Source organism: Pseudoalteromonas sp. NZS71 (assembly GCF_015864715.1).
Classification (GTDB): domain Bacteria; phylum Pseudomonadota; class Gammaproteobacteria; order Enterobacterales; family Alteromonadaceae; genus Pseudoalteromonas; species Pseudoalteromonas arctica.
This window is the reverse complement of record NZ_JADYWS010000051.1, coordinates 1-14,194: the sequence shown is the minus strand read 5'-3', so window position 1 is coordinate 14,194 and position 14,194 is coordinate 1. Positions and strand designations below refer to the sequence as shown.

The 14,194-nt window shown below is 37.6% G+C and carries 18 protein-coding genes; 14 read left to right on the top strand and 4 right to left on the bottom strand.

Translation table 11 applies throughout. The features are described from left to right. Window positions 1–93: 93 nt before the first annotated feature. On the bottom strand, window positions 94–447 hold the full coding sequence (locus I6E85_RS20320) for a hypothetical protein (RefSeq protein WP_024589330.1): 354 nt from the start codon (window positions 445–447) through the stop codon (window positions 94–96). A 244-nt stretch (window positions 448–691) separates the two neighbouring features. Here I6E85_RS20320 and I6E85_RS20315 point away from each other — a divergent pair, with 244 nt between their 5' ends. Then, complete coding sequence (locus I6E85_RS20315) at window positions 692–1,039, top strand: LexA family transcriptional regulator (protein WP_080671214.1); 348 nt, start codon at window positions 692–694, stop codon at window positions 1,037–1,039. Here the strand turns inward: I6E85_RS20315 and I6E85_RS20310 are convergent. Continuing rightward, window positions 1,033–2,213, bottom strand: a protein-coding gene (locus I6E85_RS20310; protein ID WP_155945833.1) for an IS3 family transposase whose coding sequence is annotated in 2 segments (ribosomal slippage) — window positions 1,033–1,955 and window positions 1,955–2,213 — 1,182 coding nt in all. Because the reading frame shifts where the segments join, the coding sequence is not laid out codon by codon here. The genes I6E85_RS20315 and I6E85_RS20310 overlap by 7 nt on opposite strands. 142 nt (window positions 2,214–2,355) lie before the next feature. Here I6E85_RS20310 and I6E85_RS20305 point away from each other — a divergent pair. Beyond that, window positions 2,356–3,669, top strand: coding sequence for a Y-family DNA polymerase (locus I6E85_RS20305; protein WP_080671248.1), 1,314 nt, complete (start codon window positions 2,356–2,358; stop codon window positions 3,667–3,669). Between the two features lie 31 nt (window positions 3,670–3,700). Beyond that, the gene (locus I6E85_RS20300) at window positions 3,701–4,255 is read left to right on the top strand and encodes a hypothetical protein (protein ID WP_024589335.1); all 555 of its coding nucleotides are present in this window, start codon (window positions 3,701–3,703) and stop codon (window positions 4,253–4,255) included. A 397-nt stretch (window positions 4,256–4,652) separates the two neighbouring features. On the opposite strand, the gene I6E85_RS20295 is transcribed toward I6E85_RS20300, so the two are convergent. Beyond that, the gene (locus I6E85_RS20295; RefSeq protein ID WP_024589336.1) at window positions 4,653–5,126 is read right to left on the bottom strand and encodes an RES family NAD+ phosphorylase; all 474 of its coding nucleotides are present in this window, start codon (window positions 5,124–5,126) and stop codon (window positions 4,653–4,655) included. After that, window positions 5,126–5,521, bottom strand: coding sequence for an MbcA/ParS/Xre antitoxin family protein (locus I6E85_RS20290; RefSeq protein WP_225305783.1), 396 nt, complete (start codon window positions 5,519–5,521; stop codon window positions 5,126–5,128). Before I6E85_RS20290 ends, I6E85_RS20295 begins: the two co-directional genes overlap by 1 nt. Window positions 5,522–5,773: 252 nt before the next feature. On the opposite strand from I6E85_RS20290, the gene I6E85_RS20285 reads away from it, so the two are divergent. The 11 genes from I6E85_RS20285 (at window position 5,774) to I6E85_RS20235 (ending at window position 13,402) form a co-directional block, all read left to right on the top strand. Beyond that, the gene (locus I6E85_RS20285) at window positions 5,774–6,553 is read left to right on the top strand and encodes a site-specific integrase (protein WP_024589338.1); all 780 of its coding nucleotides are present in this window, start codon (window positions 5,774–5,776) and stop codon (window positions 6,551–6,553) included. 25 nt (window positions 6,554–6,578) lie between these two features. After that, entirely contained in the window at window positions 6,579–6,914 is a 336-nt protein-coding gene (locus I6E85_RS20280; RefSeq protein ID WP_024589339.1) for a type II toxin-antitoxin system RelE/ParE family toxin, read from the top strand. 72 nt (window positions 6,915–6,986) lie between these two features. After that, window positions 6,987–7,298, top strand: a complete 312-nt coding sequence (locus I6E85_RS20275) for a helix-turn-helix domain-containing protein (protein WP_024589340.1) — start codon at window positions 6,987–6,989, stop codon at window positions 7,296–7,298. A gap of 441 nt (window positions 7,299–7,739) precedes the next feature. Further along, window positions 7,740–8,744 carry a nucleotidyltransferase gene (locus tag I6E85_RS20270; protein ID WP_024589341.1) on the top strand — a complete coding sequence of 335 codons (1,005 nt, stop codon included), beginning with the start codon at window positions 7,740–7,742 and terminating at the stop codon, window positions 8,742–8,744. Continuing rightward, the gene (locus I6E85_RS20265; RefSeq protein WP_024589342.1) at window positions 8,741–10,444 is read left to right on the top strand and encodes a ThiF family adenylyltransferase; all 1,704 of its coding nucleotides are present in this window, start codon (window positions 8,741–8,743) and stop codon (window positions 10,442–10,444) included. Before I6E85_RS20270 ends, I6E85_RS20265 begins: the two co-directional genes overlap by 4 nt. Further along, on the top strand, window positions 10,437–10,931 hold the full coding sequence (locus I6E85_RS20260) for a Mov34/MPN/PAD-1 family protein (RefSeq protein ID WP_024589343.1): 495 nt from the start codon (window positions 10,437–10,439) through the stop codon (window positions 10,929–10,931). Before I6E85_RS20265 ends, I6E85_RS20260 begins: the two co-directional genes overlap by 8 nt. Further along, window positions 10,924–11,985, top strand: a complete 1,062-nt coding sequence (locus I6E85_RS20255; RefSeq protein ID WP_024608796.1) for an SAVED domain-containing protein — start codon at window positions 10,924–10,926, stop codon at window positions 11,983–11,985. Before I6E85_RS20260 ends, I6E85_RS20255 begins: the two co-directional genes overlap by 8 nt. A gap of 133 nt (window positions 11,986–12,118) precedes the next feature. Continuing rightward, entirely contained in the window at window positions 12,119–12,361 is a 243-nt protein-coding gene (locus I6E85_RS20250) for a hypothetical protein (protein ID WP_024589346.1), read from the top strand. Between the two features lie 20 nt (window positions 12,362–12,381). Further along, window positions 12,382–12,654: a hypothetical protein gene (locus tag I6E85_RS20245; protein ID WP_024589347.1), complete on the top strand. Its 273-nt coding sequence runs from the start codon at window positions 12,382–12,384 to the stop codon at window positions 12,652–12,654. 203 nt (window positions 12,655–12,857) lie between these two features. After that, window positions 12,858–13,130: a hypothetical protein gene (locus I6E85_RS20240; RefSeq protein ID WP_024589348.1), complete on the top strand. Its 273-nt coding sequence runs from the start codon at window positions 12,858–12,860 to the stop codon at window positions 13,128–13,130. A 107-nt stretch (window positions 13,131–13,237) separates the two neighbouring features. Then, window positions 13,238–13,402 carry a hypothetical protein gene (locus tag I6E85_RS20235; protein ID WP_155945832.1) on the top strand — a complete coding sequence of 55 codons (165 nt, stop codon included), beginning with the start codon at window positions 13,238–13,240 and terminating at the stop codon, window positions 13,400–13,402. The last annotated feature ends 792 nt before the right edge of the window (window positions 13,403–14,194 follow it).

Here is a 14,194-nt window from a genome sequence, read left to right as displayed (position 1 = left end):
ACTTGGATTTGAAACGCCTGCAAAATTGATGCAGGATCACTTGGCGGCTAAAGCCGCCTAAACGTTATGCACTTCAGATTTGAATCCGCGTAACTATTTATCTGACATTTTATTTTTTACGTACAAAGTAAGCGCTGCCGTGCTTGCCATACCTACAGCCTTGAGAATAGTCTTTGCAACTGGCGCTACCGATTCTTCTAAACACCATTTACATAAAGGTCGTGGTAGAATTCCTGATTTTGCATAATTATCGCAACCTGGCTTTAAACATACCTGTAAAAATTCCCGACACTCCTTGTTATCGCACACGCATATATCTCTATTAAAAATTAGACCTACCACATCAACAGGCTTCATCTCCGTACTACAAAAGGAACATTTACCTTTTACCTTCGCTGATTTTACAAACTCATTATATTCATCAAACCAGTCTTGTTTATCATCCATATCTAAAATGCCAAGTAACTACAGTAAAATTAACTATAACTCATAAACGTAAATAGGCTAAACGAATATTGAAATAATGGATCTGAATAAGTTGACTCGTTATTAATCTCTAAATTGAATTAATTGTTAAAACTAGATGCGGCACATTCCACTAAATATTCGATACCAAAATAAATGTACCAAAACTTGCTTCTCATACATTCGAGCCATAGAATAACTGTGTATTCAAACAGTGGTACTCGGTATGCAACCAATTTCAATTAAGAAATCCAATAGCTTATTTTCCCTCTCCGAATTTAAAGCTGCAGCAGGCTTTCCAAATCCTGCAGAAGATTGTTTATCCAAACCAATTAGCTTGGATACATTACTCATGGCGCGGCCAAATAGTTCTTTTTTATTCAAAGTTGCTGGGGATAGCATGATCCCTGACATTCAAGACGGCGCAATTATTGTCGTTGATAAATCCTTAAAAGCCACTACCGGTCGAATAGTGCTTGCAACACTTGATAACGAGTTTGTTGTTAAGCGTTTAAAGTTAGAGCCTGAAAACAGCAGGGCACTATTTTTAAGCTCTAACTGTAGTGGTCAATAAAATTTGGCCACAGTTTTAGAGTCTTTGTATCTAATCTCAGATTCATTTGGCGCTAAACCAGCATTATAATGATGCGGTCTAACATTGTTGTAATATCCGTTGATATAATCACTCACACTATATTTAGCGTCTATAAAATTCCCATATCCAACCTTTGGCATCCATTCTGTTTTAAAGCTTCTAAAAAATCGCTCCATTGGCGCATTATCCCAACAATTTCCGCGTCGACTCATGCTTTGTGTGATTTTATAGCGCCATAAACGTTGGCGGTACTTCAAGCTCGTATAATGGCTTCCTTGGTCTGAGTGAAACATCAACCCACTTGGTCTGCCTCTGCTTTCGTAAGCTAACTCAAGCGCTTTTAGCGTTAAGTTAGAATCTGGCGACAATGACATTGCCCAACCCACAACTTTACGCGCAAATAAATCAATAACGACCGCTAAATAAGCCCAGCGATTGCCTGTCCAAATATATGTAACATCACCGCACCACACGGTATCTGGCTCAACAACATCGAACTGCCTATCAAGCAGGTTTGGGATTTCAAGGTGTTCATTACCGCCGCGTTTATATGAATGTTGAGGTACTTGGCAGCTTTCTAGCTTTAATTTAATCATTAACTTAGCAGCACGATAACGGCTTAATTCAAAATCGTTATTCGTTGCGATTGCCGCGATTGTCCTCGCACCTGCTGAGCCCCCACTCATTGTATGTATGGCTTTAACTTCAGCCTCTAACCTTACTTGCTCTGGTGTCGGTGTCGTATCCCGTATAGCCCAGTATTTATAGCTGCTACGATGCACATTAAATACACTACATAGCACACTAATAGGGTAACGCTCTCGTTGATTTAATTTCTCAATTAACGAGAATTGTTCAGGGAGTCGGACATCAAGAGAGCGGTAGCCTTTTTTAATATATCCTTTTCTAATTCAATGCGTTGGATTTGCTTTTTAAGTTCACGGATTTCAATTTGTTCGGGTGTCATTGGTGAAGCCAATGGTGACTGGCCATTACGTTCTTGCTTTAATTGAGCAACCCATTTACTTACGGTTGATTTACCAACACCCATCGCTTTGGCTGCTTCTTCTTGTGTATAACCTTGGTCAACTACAAGTTGAGCCGTTTCTAATTTGATTGAAGCGGAGTACGTTGCACGATTTAATTTTGTCATTTTTTTCACCCAAATTTGTATGCAAATAGCATAACATTTCTTTCTTAATGGGTGACCAAAATTACTCTACCACTACAAACAAAGAGTACGAGTCAATCGTGGTCGAATTTGATGATGAGAATAATTGGGATGAAAATGTTATATGGGGCGTTGTAACCAGCGCTATCAATATTTTCTGATGTGGGTCCTTTGTGATATTAACGCTGCATACGTTTCATTTATTCAGTTATTTAACCCTCAATACGACATTAATTCCACTCCGCTTGGGGTGTTAAGTTCAAATCAAGGCAATATCATAGCGCGAAATCAACCGATGAAAGCTTTAGGCATAAAGATGGGTGAGCCACACTTCAAAATAAAAGAAGTAATTCAAACCAGTAATGGCCATGTGTGGGGCAGTAATTTCACTTTATTTGGTGATATGAGCAACCGGTTTCATACAGAACTAGAAGAACTAATGTTTGACTGCCACCGCTACTCAATTGATGAAAGCTTTGGTCGTATTGATTCAACCATGGCTCCAAACCCTAAATCATACGCATTACATATTAAAAATACGTTGGCTAAGAACTTGGGCATTGGTGTCGGTGTCGCTCATACGAAAACACTTGCCAAGTTAGCTTCTCATGCTGCGAAACTTAATGAATGGAAAGCTAAAACAAATGGGGTTGCTGTGCTCGATACACCCCTTAAAGTTGATTGGGTACTGCAAAGAGTTAAGACCAGAGATGTTTGGGGGGTAGGTTCTAAAACAGCCGAAAAGCTCTCTTCACTGGGAATAACGTCGGGATTAGAATTAAAGAATTTTAATGTAGTAGAAGCAAAACGAAAATTCGGTGTTGTTTTATCTCGAACTATACAAGAACTCAATGGTGTGAATGCAGTGGAGCTTAAGGACCTAAACGAAGGTCGCGATAGTATTTGTGTTTCTAAAAGCATGGGTAAGCTTGTTTCTGATTTAAATGAGCTTAAAAGCGCACTTTCTTCACATGTTTCAACTGGAGCCGGGAAGTTAAGACGGTTTGAATTATTCACCAACAGCATAACAATATTTGTTTCAACGGATGTTTATAGGTCTTCTCAACCACAGCTGAGTAAGAGCATGCAAGTTAACTTGCCGTTCCATTGTGCTGACTGTGATGTGTTGATCAAATACGCAATGTTTGGCTTAAGTCAAATATATCAGGAAGGTTATTTATTCAAAAAAGTTGGTGTGATCTTCAACCAGTTATTGTCAAAGAATGACCACCAGCAACTCAATCTGTTTGTTGATTCAGGCATTTCAAACGTCAATAAAAAGACTACCGTAAGTGATGAAATAAACAGTAAATTTGGCAACAATGTTATCAGATTTGGCGTGCAGGGCTTTAAGCAGGAGTGGAAGCCAAAAGATGGTTTAGCGCCAAAGAGCTACACAACAAACTTAAAAGAATTACCGGTTGCACTTGCTAAGTGATAGTACGTGGCCAATTAACAGGAGAAAACCGATGCTACTCAATTTCATTAGTAAGTTATTCAATAAACCAGCAGCTAATGCTGTAGAAGTTGAAAACAAAATTAACTATCAAGAAGCAACTCAATCTATGGCAGAACCTACACCTATCAATGAAAAGTTATATGAGCATTTTTCAAAGCTTTCAATGTACCAAGGTCAACAAGCTTCAAACTTATACCATGGTGGAGCGCATAAACCAGGATTGCCAGTTAAGGGTACATTGTGGCTTAGTAACAATCACGCTGAGGCAAATAGATACGCGAACTTTGGGTGTAACAATATACCTAACCTTGAGCCTATTGTTTTTAAAACTCAACCAAGAAGAGCCTTAAAGCTATTAAGTTTTCCGGGGAATCATGTAGACATCTTTATGGAAATTTATGGTGGAACATGGTCTCACTCAGAGTTACATAAAGACATTGTTCAAATCTATAATGCAGGGAAAATAGATTTTGATGGTTTTTATAGGCCTCGTACAAATGAATATTTTGTAATAAATGTAGAAGATAATTTGGACTTTATTGAGGAGCAATGCATAAAAGATTAAAATATCGTTTTTGGTTTTGGCGCTTATTTTGTCTTCGCAGGCTGCGCCAGAACCATTCTATCTAATTCTAAAAATCCATCCAATGCCATCAGTAGGGACTAATCTAGGTCGCATTTAATTTGTCCCTTCCGTGTCTATAGAAGTGGAAAAACTGCCAGGCGTATATTGCTTAGCTGAAAAATTGCAACCAGAATAGGGGCATGAGTAGCGTTCTCTCTCTCCACCAACACCGTTTGGATTATGTTCTGTTAGCAAAAAATCTTCTCGACAGCCGGGGCATGTAATCTTCTCTTCGCTGGTTTCCATAAATAATACTCTGTTAATAAATTTGGATGTAATAGTACCAAATAATTCAATGGGTACATAAATAAGTGCTTCTTATAAATAATAAGTTTTACTACAGCTTATTAGCTAGTCTATTTGGATAAACAAAGTCAGAACAATCAATGCATTTTATTTTACGTGCATCAGGATGTTGCGGGTTGATAATAAAATTATATTCTTGCGGGCATAGGCTTGATGGTACTTGAAGCACTGCAGAGTCTCCATTCATTAAAAAGTCACTTCCAAGTGACTGAGTATCTGCAGCATAAGGGTACGCGTTCCAACCGGTAGGAAGCTCACCCTCCACTAACCTTAGTACCTTTAACGTATCTGGTATTTGAATAAGAACGACACTCAAGTTTTCTTTTAGTATTTCTTGTGAATCATTAACTAAGCGTTCAAGCATACCAAGCGACCGCGTTGAGGCGGTATAAACGATAGGGGCACCTGCATAATGCCACCGGCCTTCTGCGACCATGCCGCCTAATCCAGAAAGGCAGTTGCTGACATTGTTATATTGTTTGGGGCCGATACGGTACACAATCATTAAGCAGTGAATCCATACTGTAGCCCGTTAATAACTCTGCGTATCAATTCGCGGCCACGGATGCTGTTCATCATTGAACGCGGTGGTTGGTTATCAAATTGGACGTTCGGCGTGTCTAGCCACGTATTCCAGTTGTCGATATTACCGAAATATGCCGCACCAAAGCTTGATAGCCTTGCGACTTCAAGCGCATTCTCACTGATCTGTTTATTTAAGGGTTTTTCTTTGTTGCGTAATAAAGTGCGTTCAGTCGTTCCCAATGCTTTGGCTATAACACCCATTTCCCAATGCATTAACGTAGAAAATGCACGTAAACCGGCTGTTGTGATCCCGATTTGTGCTGTGGCTATTTCAGCCATTGGGTTTGAGTGCGTATTTAATTTGCCAAGCGTCACGACATTGAGAAAGTCTGGCCGTGTGCTCTTTTGTTGTAGTTCGCTCATTATAAATTTACCACTTAAGACATTTGTCTTTAATTGTAGTGACAAGTGTCTGCTTTGGCAATGTGAAAATTTATATATGCCTAGGTGATAGATAAGAATATTACTTTAAACCACTATTCCAATATCACCAACAAACACAACGCCTGTGGTTTTTGGTGTTTATTTAATATACTATGTTGGAATTGGGTGTAAACTAGGTGTTATATGCCATTTGAGAAAGGTCATAAGCCTGTGCGTAGACGGCCTGTTTCTGACGCGGTAAAGCGGCTTGAAGCAAGCAGAAAAGGCGCAGGGAAAATAGAAAGCAAAGCGCAGCTAAAGCACATACTTGCTAATGCTAATCGTGGTGAAACCGCAGAGAGAAACGTAGCTTTAATTTGGTTCTTGTTCGGCTCATTAACGCGCATTGGTGAAACTTGCCAGTTGCTAGTTAAAGATGTTTTTACTAAATCAGGCGAGCTGAAATCTATTTTTAGAATGAGAGCTGATTACACCAAAACCAATCAAAGCCGTGACTGTGCTTTAGTTTTAAAGCAACAAAGGCAAGCCATTTTAGCTTGGCGTGACAGACGCATTAAAGATAAAGGCATGCTGTCCCTTGACGGTAGTTATGGCGGGTTAAATGGTGACAGCCCTCTATTTTTAGCTAAGAGCGGTAAGCGCTGGGTTAAGTTGTCGTTTAACGTCAAAAAGTATCAAACTCAAGACGGGCAAAAAGAAACGCTAGTTTGCTCAAGCATGGAGAACTACGTTAGAAACCTGTTTAAGAGTTGCGGCTTTAAACAAGGCTCAAGCCACTCAGGGCGTAAAAGTACCGCCAGCCTACTATCTGATGCTGGTGTCGATTATGACGTTATACAAATGGCTATAGGCCATGTTAGTGATGATATGACTGATACATACATCATCCCTGATCCACAGCGATTAACTGATGCACTGAATAACTTGTATAAGTCAGTGCCGCCACTAGGAATAAAAGAATAAATGATCTTAGAAGGACATTAGCCAGTTGAAAAAATTTAAGTTTATAAACAATCAATCAAAAAAAGAGTTTCTAGCGTTGCCCGATAAAATTCAAAAGCGCTTTGCAAATGATTTAAACGCTATTTGTCAAAACAAAGAGCCATTTAGCAAGTTTAAGCACTTAAAGGAAAGTGTTGGTATTGGTGCGGTTGAGCTGATAGAGAACGGCAGACCAGCATATCGAACGATTTACGTTGCAAAGTTTGCTGACACTGTTTTTATTTTGCACTCATTTACCAAAACCACTAACGGGGTAGACAAACAGGCAATGGACACAGCGAAAAAGCGCTACAAACTCATGCAAAAAGAATTGAACAAATAAATTATATCAGTGCTTGTATATATATCAACGCTGATATATAGTGATGATAAGTTAAGCAATAAGGTTGTTAAGATGAATCTTGAATACTCAAATATCTTTGATGCAATAACCGAAGATAAAGCAGAAGCCTCTGAATTACAGACGCGCTCAGATCTGATGATTGTTATTCGTGACATTATCAATGCTAAAAATTGGTCACAGGCCGATGCAGCTGCTCAATTAGGGCTAACGCAACCTCGCGTGAGCGATTTAGTTAATGGGAGAATTGAAAAGTTCAGCATTGATAAGCTAATGACTTGCTTGTATCGCATAGGTTTTCGTTTTAAACCGTCCTTTTCAGGTGACCAGTTAACAATGGCTGTTGAAGCCGTTAAAACACATTAGTTGGAATGTACTTGACCTAAAGCTTGTAAGTTTAAGCCAAAACCAAAAGTGGATTGGGAGAAAAGAGAGCGAGTTTTGGTAAAGGAAGTTCGAATTATCATGAATTGCTTGAATGATCCTATTTCGCGTTTACAACTAGATAAAAATTTGGGGGCTACGGTTGGCTCCTTCGTTATCAGCATAAACTTCCAGAAACAATGACTGAATATTATAGTTTTAAGTAATCCATAAGCCTAGCTAAAAGTGAAAACAGAAATTATTAAGAGGTTACTTCGCAATAACTAACTCTAGCGATGCGAATGAGATAGCGGTAATCGTATAAATAAAGACTTTAAACAGCTAAGTAAAATTACTATCGACAACTCCCTCAAAATAAGTCAGCATAATTAAAAAATTCATCAATAGATTTGTTAATGCAATTAAACCAGTAAGGGAGTACTCATGGCAATACTACAAACACAATTTGAGAAGTTCAATGAGACAATAAAGATGGGAACGTATGATGAAAATTCAACTCTCAGAGAGAAGCGGGACCTTCTGATAAGTGAGCTCAGAAATTCACTAAAAGACGAGAAAATTCCTAATACAGATAAGGCATTGACTTTTAGCAAAATTGACCTTGGCTCATATGCAATGAACACAGGTGTTAAGCCTATCAGTGGTCACTACGACATAGACGTTGGGATTATTTTTGACATAACAAACGGTGAGTATGATTCAAACAAACTCAAGAAATTGGTGTTTGATAAGCTTAATAAACACCATAATCGAACCGTTGAGTTCAACAAACCATGTATTACAGTTAATTATGCTAGTGGTTACCATGTTGATTTGGCCATCTACTCTAAAAACAACGAAAATTATCATATTGCATGGGGGAAAGAGTACTCAGTAGAAAACCGAAAATGGTGGATTGCAGATCCCAAAGGATTAAAACAATGGATTAGTGATATTGCTACCGAAGCTGAGCATAAAAAACAGTTTCGCAGGATTGCACGTTTCTTGAAAAAATGGAAAGCCAAGGCTTTTAGTGACAACGGTAATAATGCACCACCTTCCATTGGTTTGACCATTCAGGCCCGAAAAGCTTTTAGATACCAAACAGATAGTGATCTAGATGCTCTTATTATTGTAGTTAAAGACATTAAAGGTAGCTTTAACCAAGCCTGGGATCAAGAAAGTGGCACTTTGAAATGGTGTATTGATATAAGCCTGCCAGTAGAGCCATACAAAAATGTCTATTACAAAATGACATTAGGCCAGCAAGACGCATTTTATACAAAAGTTGTGAATTTACTTGAAGCCTTGGAAGCAGCTAAAGATGAAGAGTCTGAAGTTGAAAGTAGTAAAATTCTTAGAAAAGTTTTTAGTACTGATTTTCCTTTAGTAGAAGATAGCAAACAGTCTAATACGCCACCCTATGTAACAACTGGAAATAATGCATGACTCACTCTGAGTTACAGGGCCTGATTTCAGTACTTCAGTTGCCATGTATTAAGCTGTCTCGCGAAGAAGAAGAAAGGAAGTTTAATTTTCACTTAATTGGTAAGAAATTATTATGGGATATTTCTATATATTTTCCAGATCGATTTCCATACAGTTTACCTAAAGCGGTATTACGTAACACTGATTTGATTGGGGTGCTACCACATGTTAACCAATCCGGTGTTATTTGCTTAGAAGAAAGTGACAGCTTATTTACAGACTACTCTAGACCAAATGAAGTGCTAGCTCTTTATATTGAAGATATTGTAAAGCTTCTAGATCGTATCAGCTTAAAAATATATCAAGATGAATTGTTAGATGAGCTGGAAGGTTATTTTGCTCCAGTAAAAAAAGTATATAGTTTTTATCATCCAAGTAAATCCACAGAAACTTTATATATGAGGGTGAGTCAACCTGAAAAAATAAAAGGCCGAAAGTATTCTAGCCCTATTATGATTTCACATAAAAATGAATCATTACCTCTTCGATTTAGTAATATAGAATCATTAGATAAGTGCCGTAGAGAAAAAATAATGCATCTGCCATTGGATGGTGCAAAGCTCCCACCCGCTTCAGGGAAAGATTTTAATGTTAAGTATTTTATTTCTCTTCTCGAATTGGTAAGTAAAAAAAATTGGCAAAGAGCGCTCAGGTTAGCAAAGAAATACCGCCCATATAATACTTTTTATATCTTTTTAACTATGCCCAGAACAAGTGGTGAAAGAACTCAGTTTTTACTGAAGTTTACTTCCAGTCATCACTGTGAACATCCGCTGCTAAGTACATCAATAGATTGGGAACTAGAGCTATACTCGATATTAAGAAATTCAAAAGAGTATCTAATAGAACGAGGTGGTGGAGATCAATCCTTTAGCGAAAAGAAAGTGGCAATTATTGGTTGTGGTTCTGTTGGGAGCCAAATATCCAATATGTTAGGAAAAGCTGGTGTAGGTGAATTAACGTTAATTGACTTCGATAGTTTAAGCCCCGATAACATTTATAGACATCATTTAGGTGGTGGAGAGCTTAACTATAAACCAGATGAAAAGTCAGGTATCGTTAGTAGTTTTAGTAAGGTTTCTGCACTAAAACTTCGTATTGAACAGTCTTTGCCTTATATCAAAGTGAATTCAATACCTAAAAAATTCAATGAGGTAGTAAGTTTTAATAATGTAAAGAATTGTGATGTAGTTATTGTTGCTGTGGGCTCTCCATCAGTAAATTTGGAACTAAATAATTTATTGAAACGCCATAACTATAAATATGCTGTCTTTTGCTGGAGTGAAGCCGCAGGTATTGGTGGACATGCTATTGCAGTCGATCTTCATTGTAGTTGTTATGAATGTTTATATACAAAGGATAAGCAGCTAAATGCTCAAAGTGATTTATCGCTTCTAAAAGTTGGTCAGCCTATATCGAAAAACCTGACTGGTTGTGCGGGAGTTTTTACTCCATTCTCATTTATAGACTCAAATAGAACCGCAGAATTGGCTGCTACACTAGCTTTATATATTTTGAAAAATAATAGGGCTAGCATTGCAGAAAGTTGGAAAGGTGACAATTCAGCCGATTTAACTGTTACGGATAAATATAAAAAGATGCCTTTAAAAGAACGTATATCTCTAACAAGAAATAGCGAATGTAGGGTTTGTAATGTGTAAAGAATGGCAAATCGATGTTAAAGGATATGGATTAGTTCGTATATCTACCAATTTGCTAAAACGTATATACAAATTCAAGCAATTAGAGAGTACAAGTCCTGAATCAGGAGGCGTTTTAATTGGTAAGCATCTAAATTCGGAAGGAGCTTTATTGATAGACGATCTGACTGAGCCTCAAGAATCAGATAGACAAGGACGTTGTCAGTTTTATCGCTCTGAGGGACATAACTCTATCGTAAATAAGATATGGCTAGAAAGTAACAAGCACTCTACTTATGTTGGTCTTTGGCATACCCATCCTGAACCAATACCAGACTATTCATGCGTCGATAAATATGATTGGGAAAGCGCGTTAAGGTACTCAAAATTTGAAGGGAATCGTTTGTTTTTTGTTATTCTAGGTCAAACTCATATTAGAATTTGGATGGGCGAAAATTCAAGTTCCAAACCACAAATATTGTTAATTGGAGAGTACCAAGTTGGGTGAACGTCATATATTTAGCCGTATAAAGTGGTTTTTTGAAAGACTATTGGATTTCAAACGTAAGTCATACCCTTTATCAGCAACTGGTGCAAAGTTAGTTGGGGCTTCTATTTTCATCAGTCCACTCTCAACATTCTGTGTAAGAATAATACTTCCTCCTGAAGTTGCTTTTTTAGGGGCTGAGTGGACAAGAAATGAGATGACATGGATGACTTTCATTCTATCATTTGCTCCTATGTTAATAGGTAGTTATATGATTTTTTGGGAATTAAAAGCTTTTGCTCGAAATACTGCTAGGGTTTTAATTTCAGGCCTCCCAGGGGTAAGTATAGATTTTCCCGAGAATATTTTAAGTAAGTCAGAGCATCGCAAAGCGAGGGAAGTAGTAGTTCTGAGTGTAAACAATGATACTGAAAAACAAGTTGAACGTTATAACGCTGAAGTTTGTGTGGATTTATTCAAGAGGTTTGTACTTCACGATAAATGTGAAAAACTCTACATCGGTGGCTTAGCTCGTATCCCATTTTTAGTTGCTTATGGAGCTTTGTTGAGAAATGCTAGCAACATATTTTATTTTGACAAAATTCATAGCACAGACTCTTGGAGACTATTGAACGATGAAGACTTGGATATAAAACTTTGTGATACCAAGCTATTAGCTGAGCCAAACGAGACTGGTGATATAGGAATTGCATTAGGGTTATCTACGGAGATCCATAAAGCTCAACTACCTATTTCGCTACAAAACAGTACTAATTTTATATCGACAGAAATAAAATTAGTACGCAATTTAATTTTAAACCAAGAAAATCTCAAAAGAATATCTGGCTCCTTACTCAAATCGATAGATTTCCTTTCAGCTAAGCATAATGTAAAGAAAATCCACTTTTTCTTATCGGTGCAATCAACTCTCGCTATCGAATTGGGCCGGAGATATCAAGAAGGAACTCATAAGCCTTGGGTTATTCATAATTTTGATGGTAAAACTGGGAAATATGCTTGGTCATTAGAGCTGAGCTCTGATGGAGTTATTTTTCATGAACATAAAGCTTATTAATTGCTTAAAGTGTTTTAGAGTTCATTAATTTAAGGCATGGTGTATAGGGTTGCAATTCAAGCTTTTGCCAGTGGCGTTTAATTAAGCGCTACTCACAAAAGTAAAATGTTCAACTGGCTTTAAGGGAAAAATAATGGCTGTAATAACGAAGAAAGATGAAAAAATCGAAAATGTGGTTGGTGAGTTAAACGAAGGATATTCATTCGATGACTTCATTAATAAGTTTCAAGAGCTTTACCCGAAGGATTGGAGCAAGATTGAGCGTGAACATGCGAAACATGAACGCAAAACTAAGCCAGGGAAGACACATCCTATGCCTGAGCCAATTCAGTACCTTAAAAACGCTCTGAACGTATGGAATAAAAAGAAGAAATAGCTTAATTGGAATACGGCCTTATGGATTTAAAAATCATAATCAATTACGAAAACAAACCATTGTTGGAGCAATCGAAACTAGCAAACTCTATTATGCATTGTTACTTCGAAAATCAGAATGTGATTGCCTCAGAAGCACTCAATAGCTGTGAAGACAAGTTATTTATTGAAGAAGAGTGTATGAGCGATGAACTGGCAAAGCACTGGCTTATTGCTAGTGATTTAGCATTTGTAGCTGTGTGTGGTGGAATTACTGAGATAACAGACCGCTACACTTTAAGTTTTGTGGAATAGTTTAATTGGAATACGGGAGTAAGTTATGGCAAACGAAGAAAATAATATCAAATCAAATTCTGAAAATGACAATTTCTTTATTAGAAATACTCACCTAATGATTGCTATATTGTGGGGGCTCTGTGGCCTTGGAATATATTTTTACAATTATTAAATTCAGCTAGCTATTCACTATAAATAACGGTTGGAATAAGGAGAGCGTAATGGTGGTAGAAAGCCGAAAATATGGTTCAGTAGTCTGTGGTATTAACGGCAATGTCATAGCTCTACATGGCAAGGTTGCTATTGGTGATAAGGTCGAGTGGCTTGGTCGCAAAGAAGGTAGCTGCATAAACGATGATAAGTTTGTTGTCGGCGAGCACTATATTGTAGCAGCCATTTATCCAATCAATTTCGATCTGGAATTACAAGGTAGTGAGGACGAATGCACTATCAGAGCAGGTAAAACTGAATACAAGTTAGTGAAATTGGATTAAGGGTTTATATGGATGGTTCGTTTGCACAAATGAGTCATTGCTATGAGTTCATTGAGTCAAGACAGAGTGATGAATGCAGTTGTCCAGAAGAGGACTGGATCGTAGGAATGCTTTATACAACTATTCATATTGAGCCCGATGGTAGCGGTCACATTTTTATAGATAGTGGTAATTGGGAAGATGAAAAGTTAGTGCCTACAAAATCAATCGAAGAATTGCGAGTGGCCGCAGTCAATTGGGTTGAATCATTCCTTATTAACAACGAACTTTAACCATTGGAATAAGAAAAGAATTATCTTATCACGCTATTACCTTTGTTAAATTCTGTTGATTTATTAGAACATCGTTCAAATATCGAAAAACGTATAGAGTATAAATTAAAGTATATTGAGTCTGAGAAAAAACGTGATTTCTTGGAAAGTCGGCAATAATCCAACGTATTCTATTGTGTAATCCGAACTTTGCTTTAGGACTTGTTTGAATATTCAGTCTACCAAAATGCAATATGAGTTTTTAGTAACTCGTTTTGGTGCAGAAACGAGTTTGGATTTCCCAGCTTTCACTAGACACCGGCTTATAATCTTAAAGTACAAAACGGAAGAATACTTCCGATTTTAAGCCTATATTGCCATATTTCGGAAGTAAACTTCCGTTTCTAGGGCTTCAAAGGTAGTTATCGGAAATATGCTCTGTTTTTTGAAAGCGTTAACCTTGATAGCTATATGAGCCACTTTTCGGGGTCTTATTTGAGCGAGAAGCAGACAGTCAGATAAACTCGTTTTTGGACAAATATAAGTTTCGGGGTTTGTTAAACCTTAGAGTTTGGGATAAGTTTTTCTATGCCAAATATTCCTGCCAGCTATAAACTAATGCGCTAGCATCATATTTCACTAAAAATAATTAATGGCGCGATACATCCAAAACAAAAACATCAATAAATCCTTTTAGTTCTGGCGGTAATGTATCCTCAATAGATTCCCTTAGTTCGTAAGCGTCTAGCTAACGACACCTAGCCTTTCTTAATGTTCCAAGGTAACAGCGCCTCAAGGTTATCAGGCTGCTCA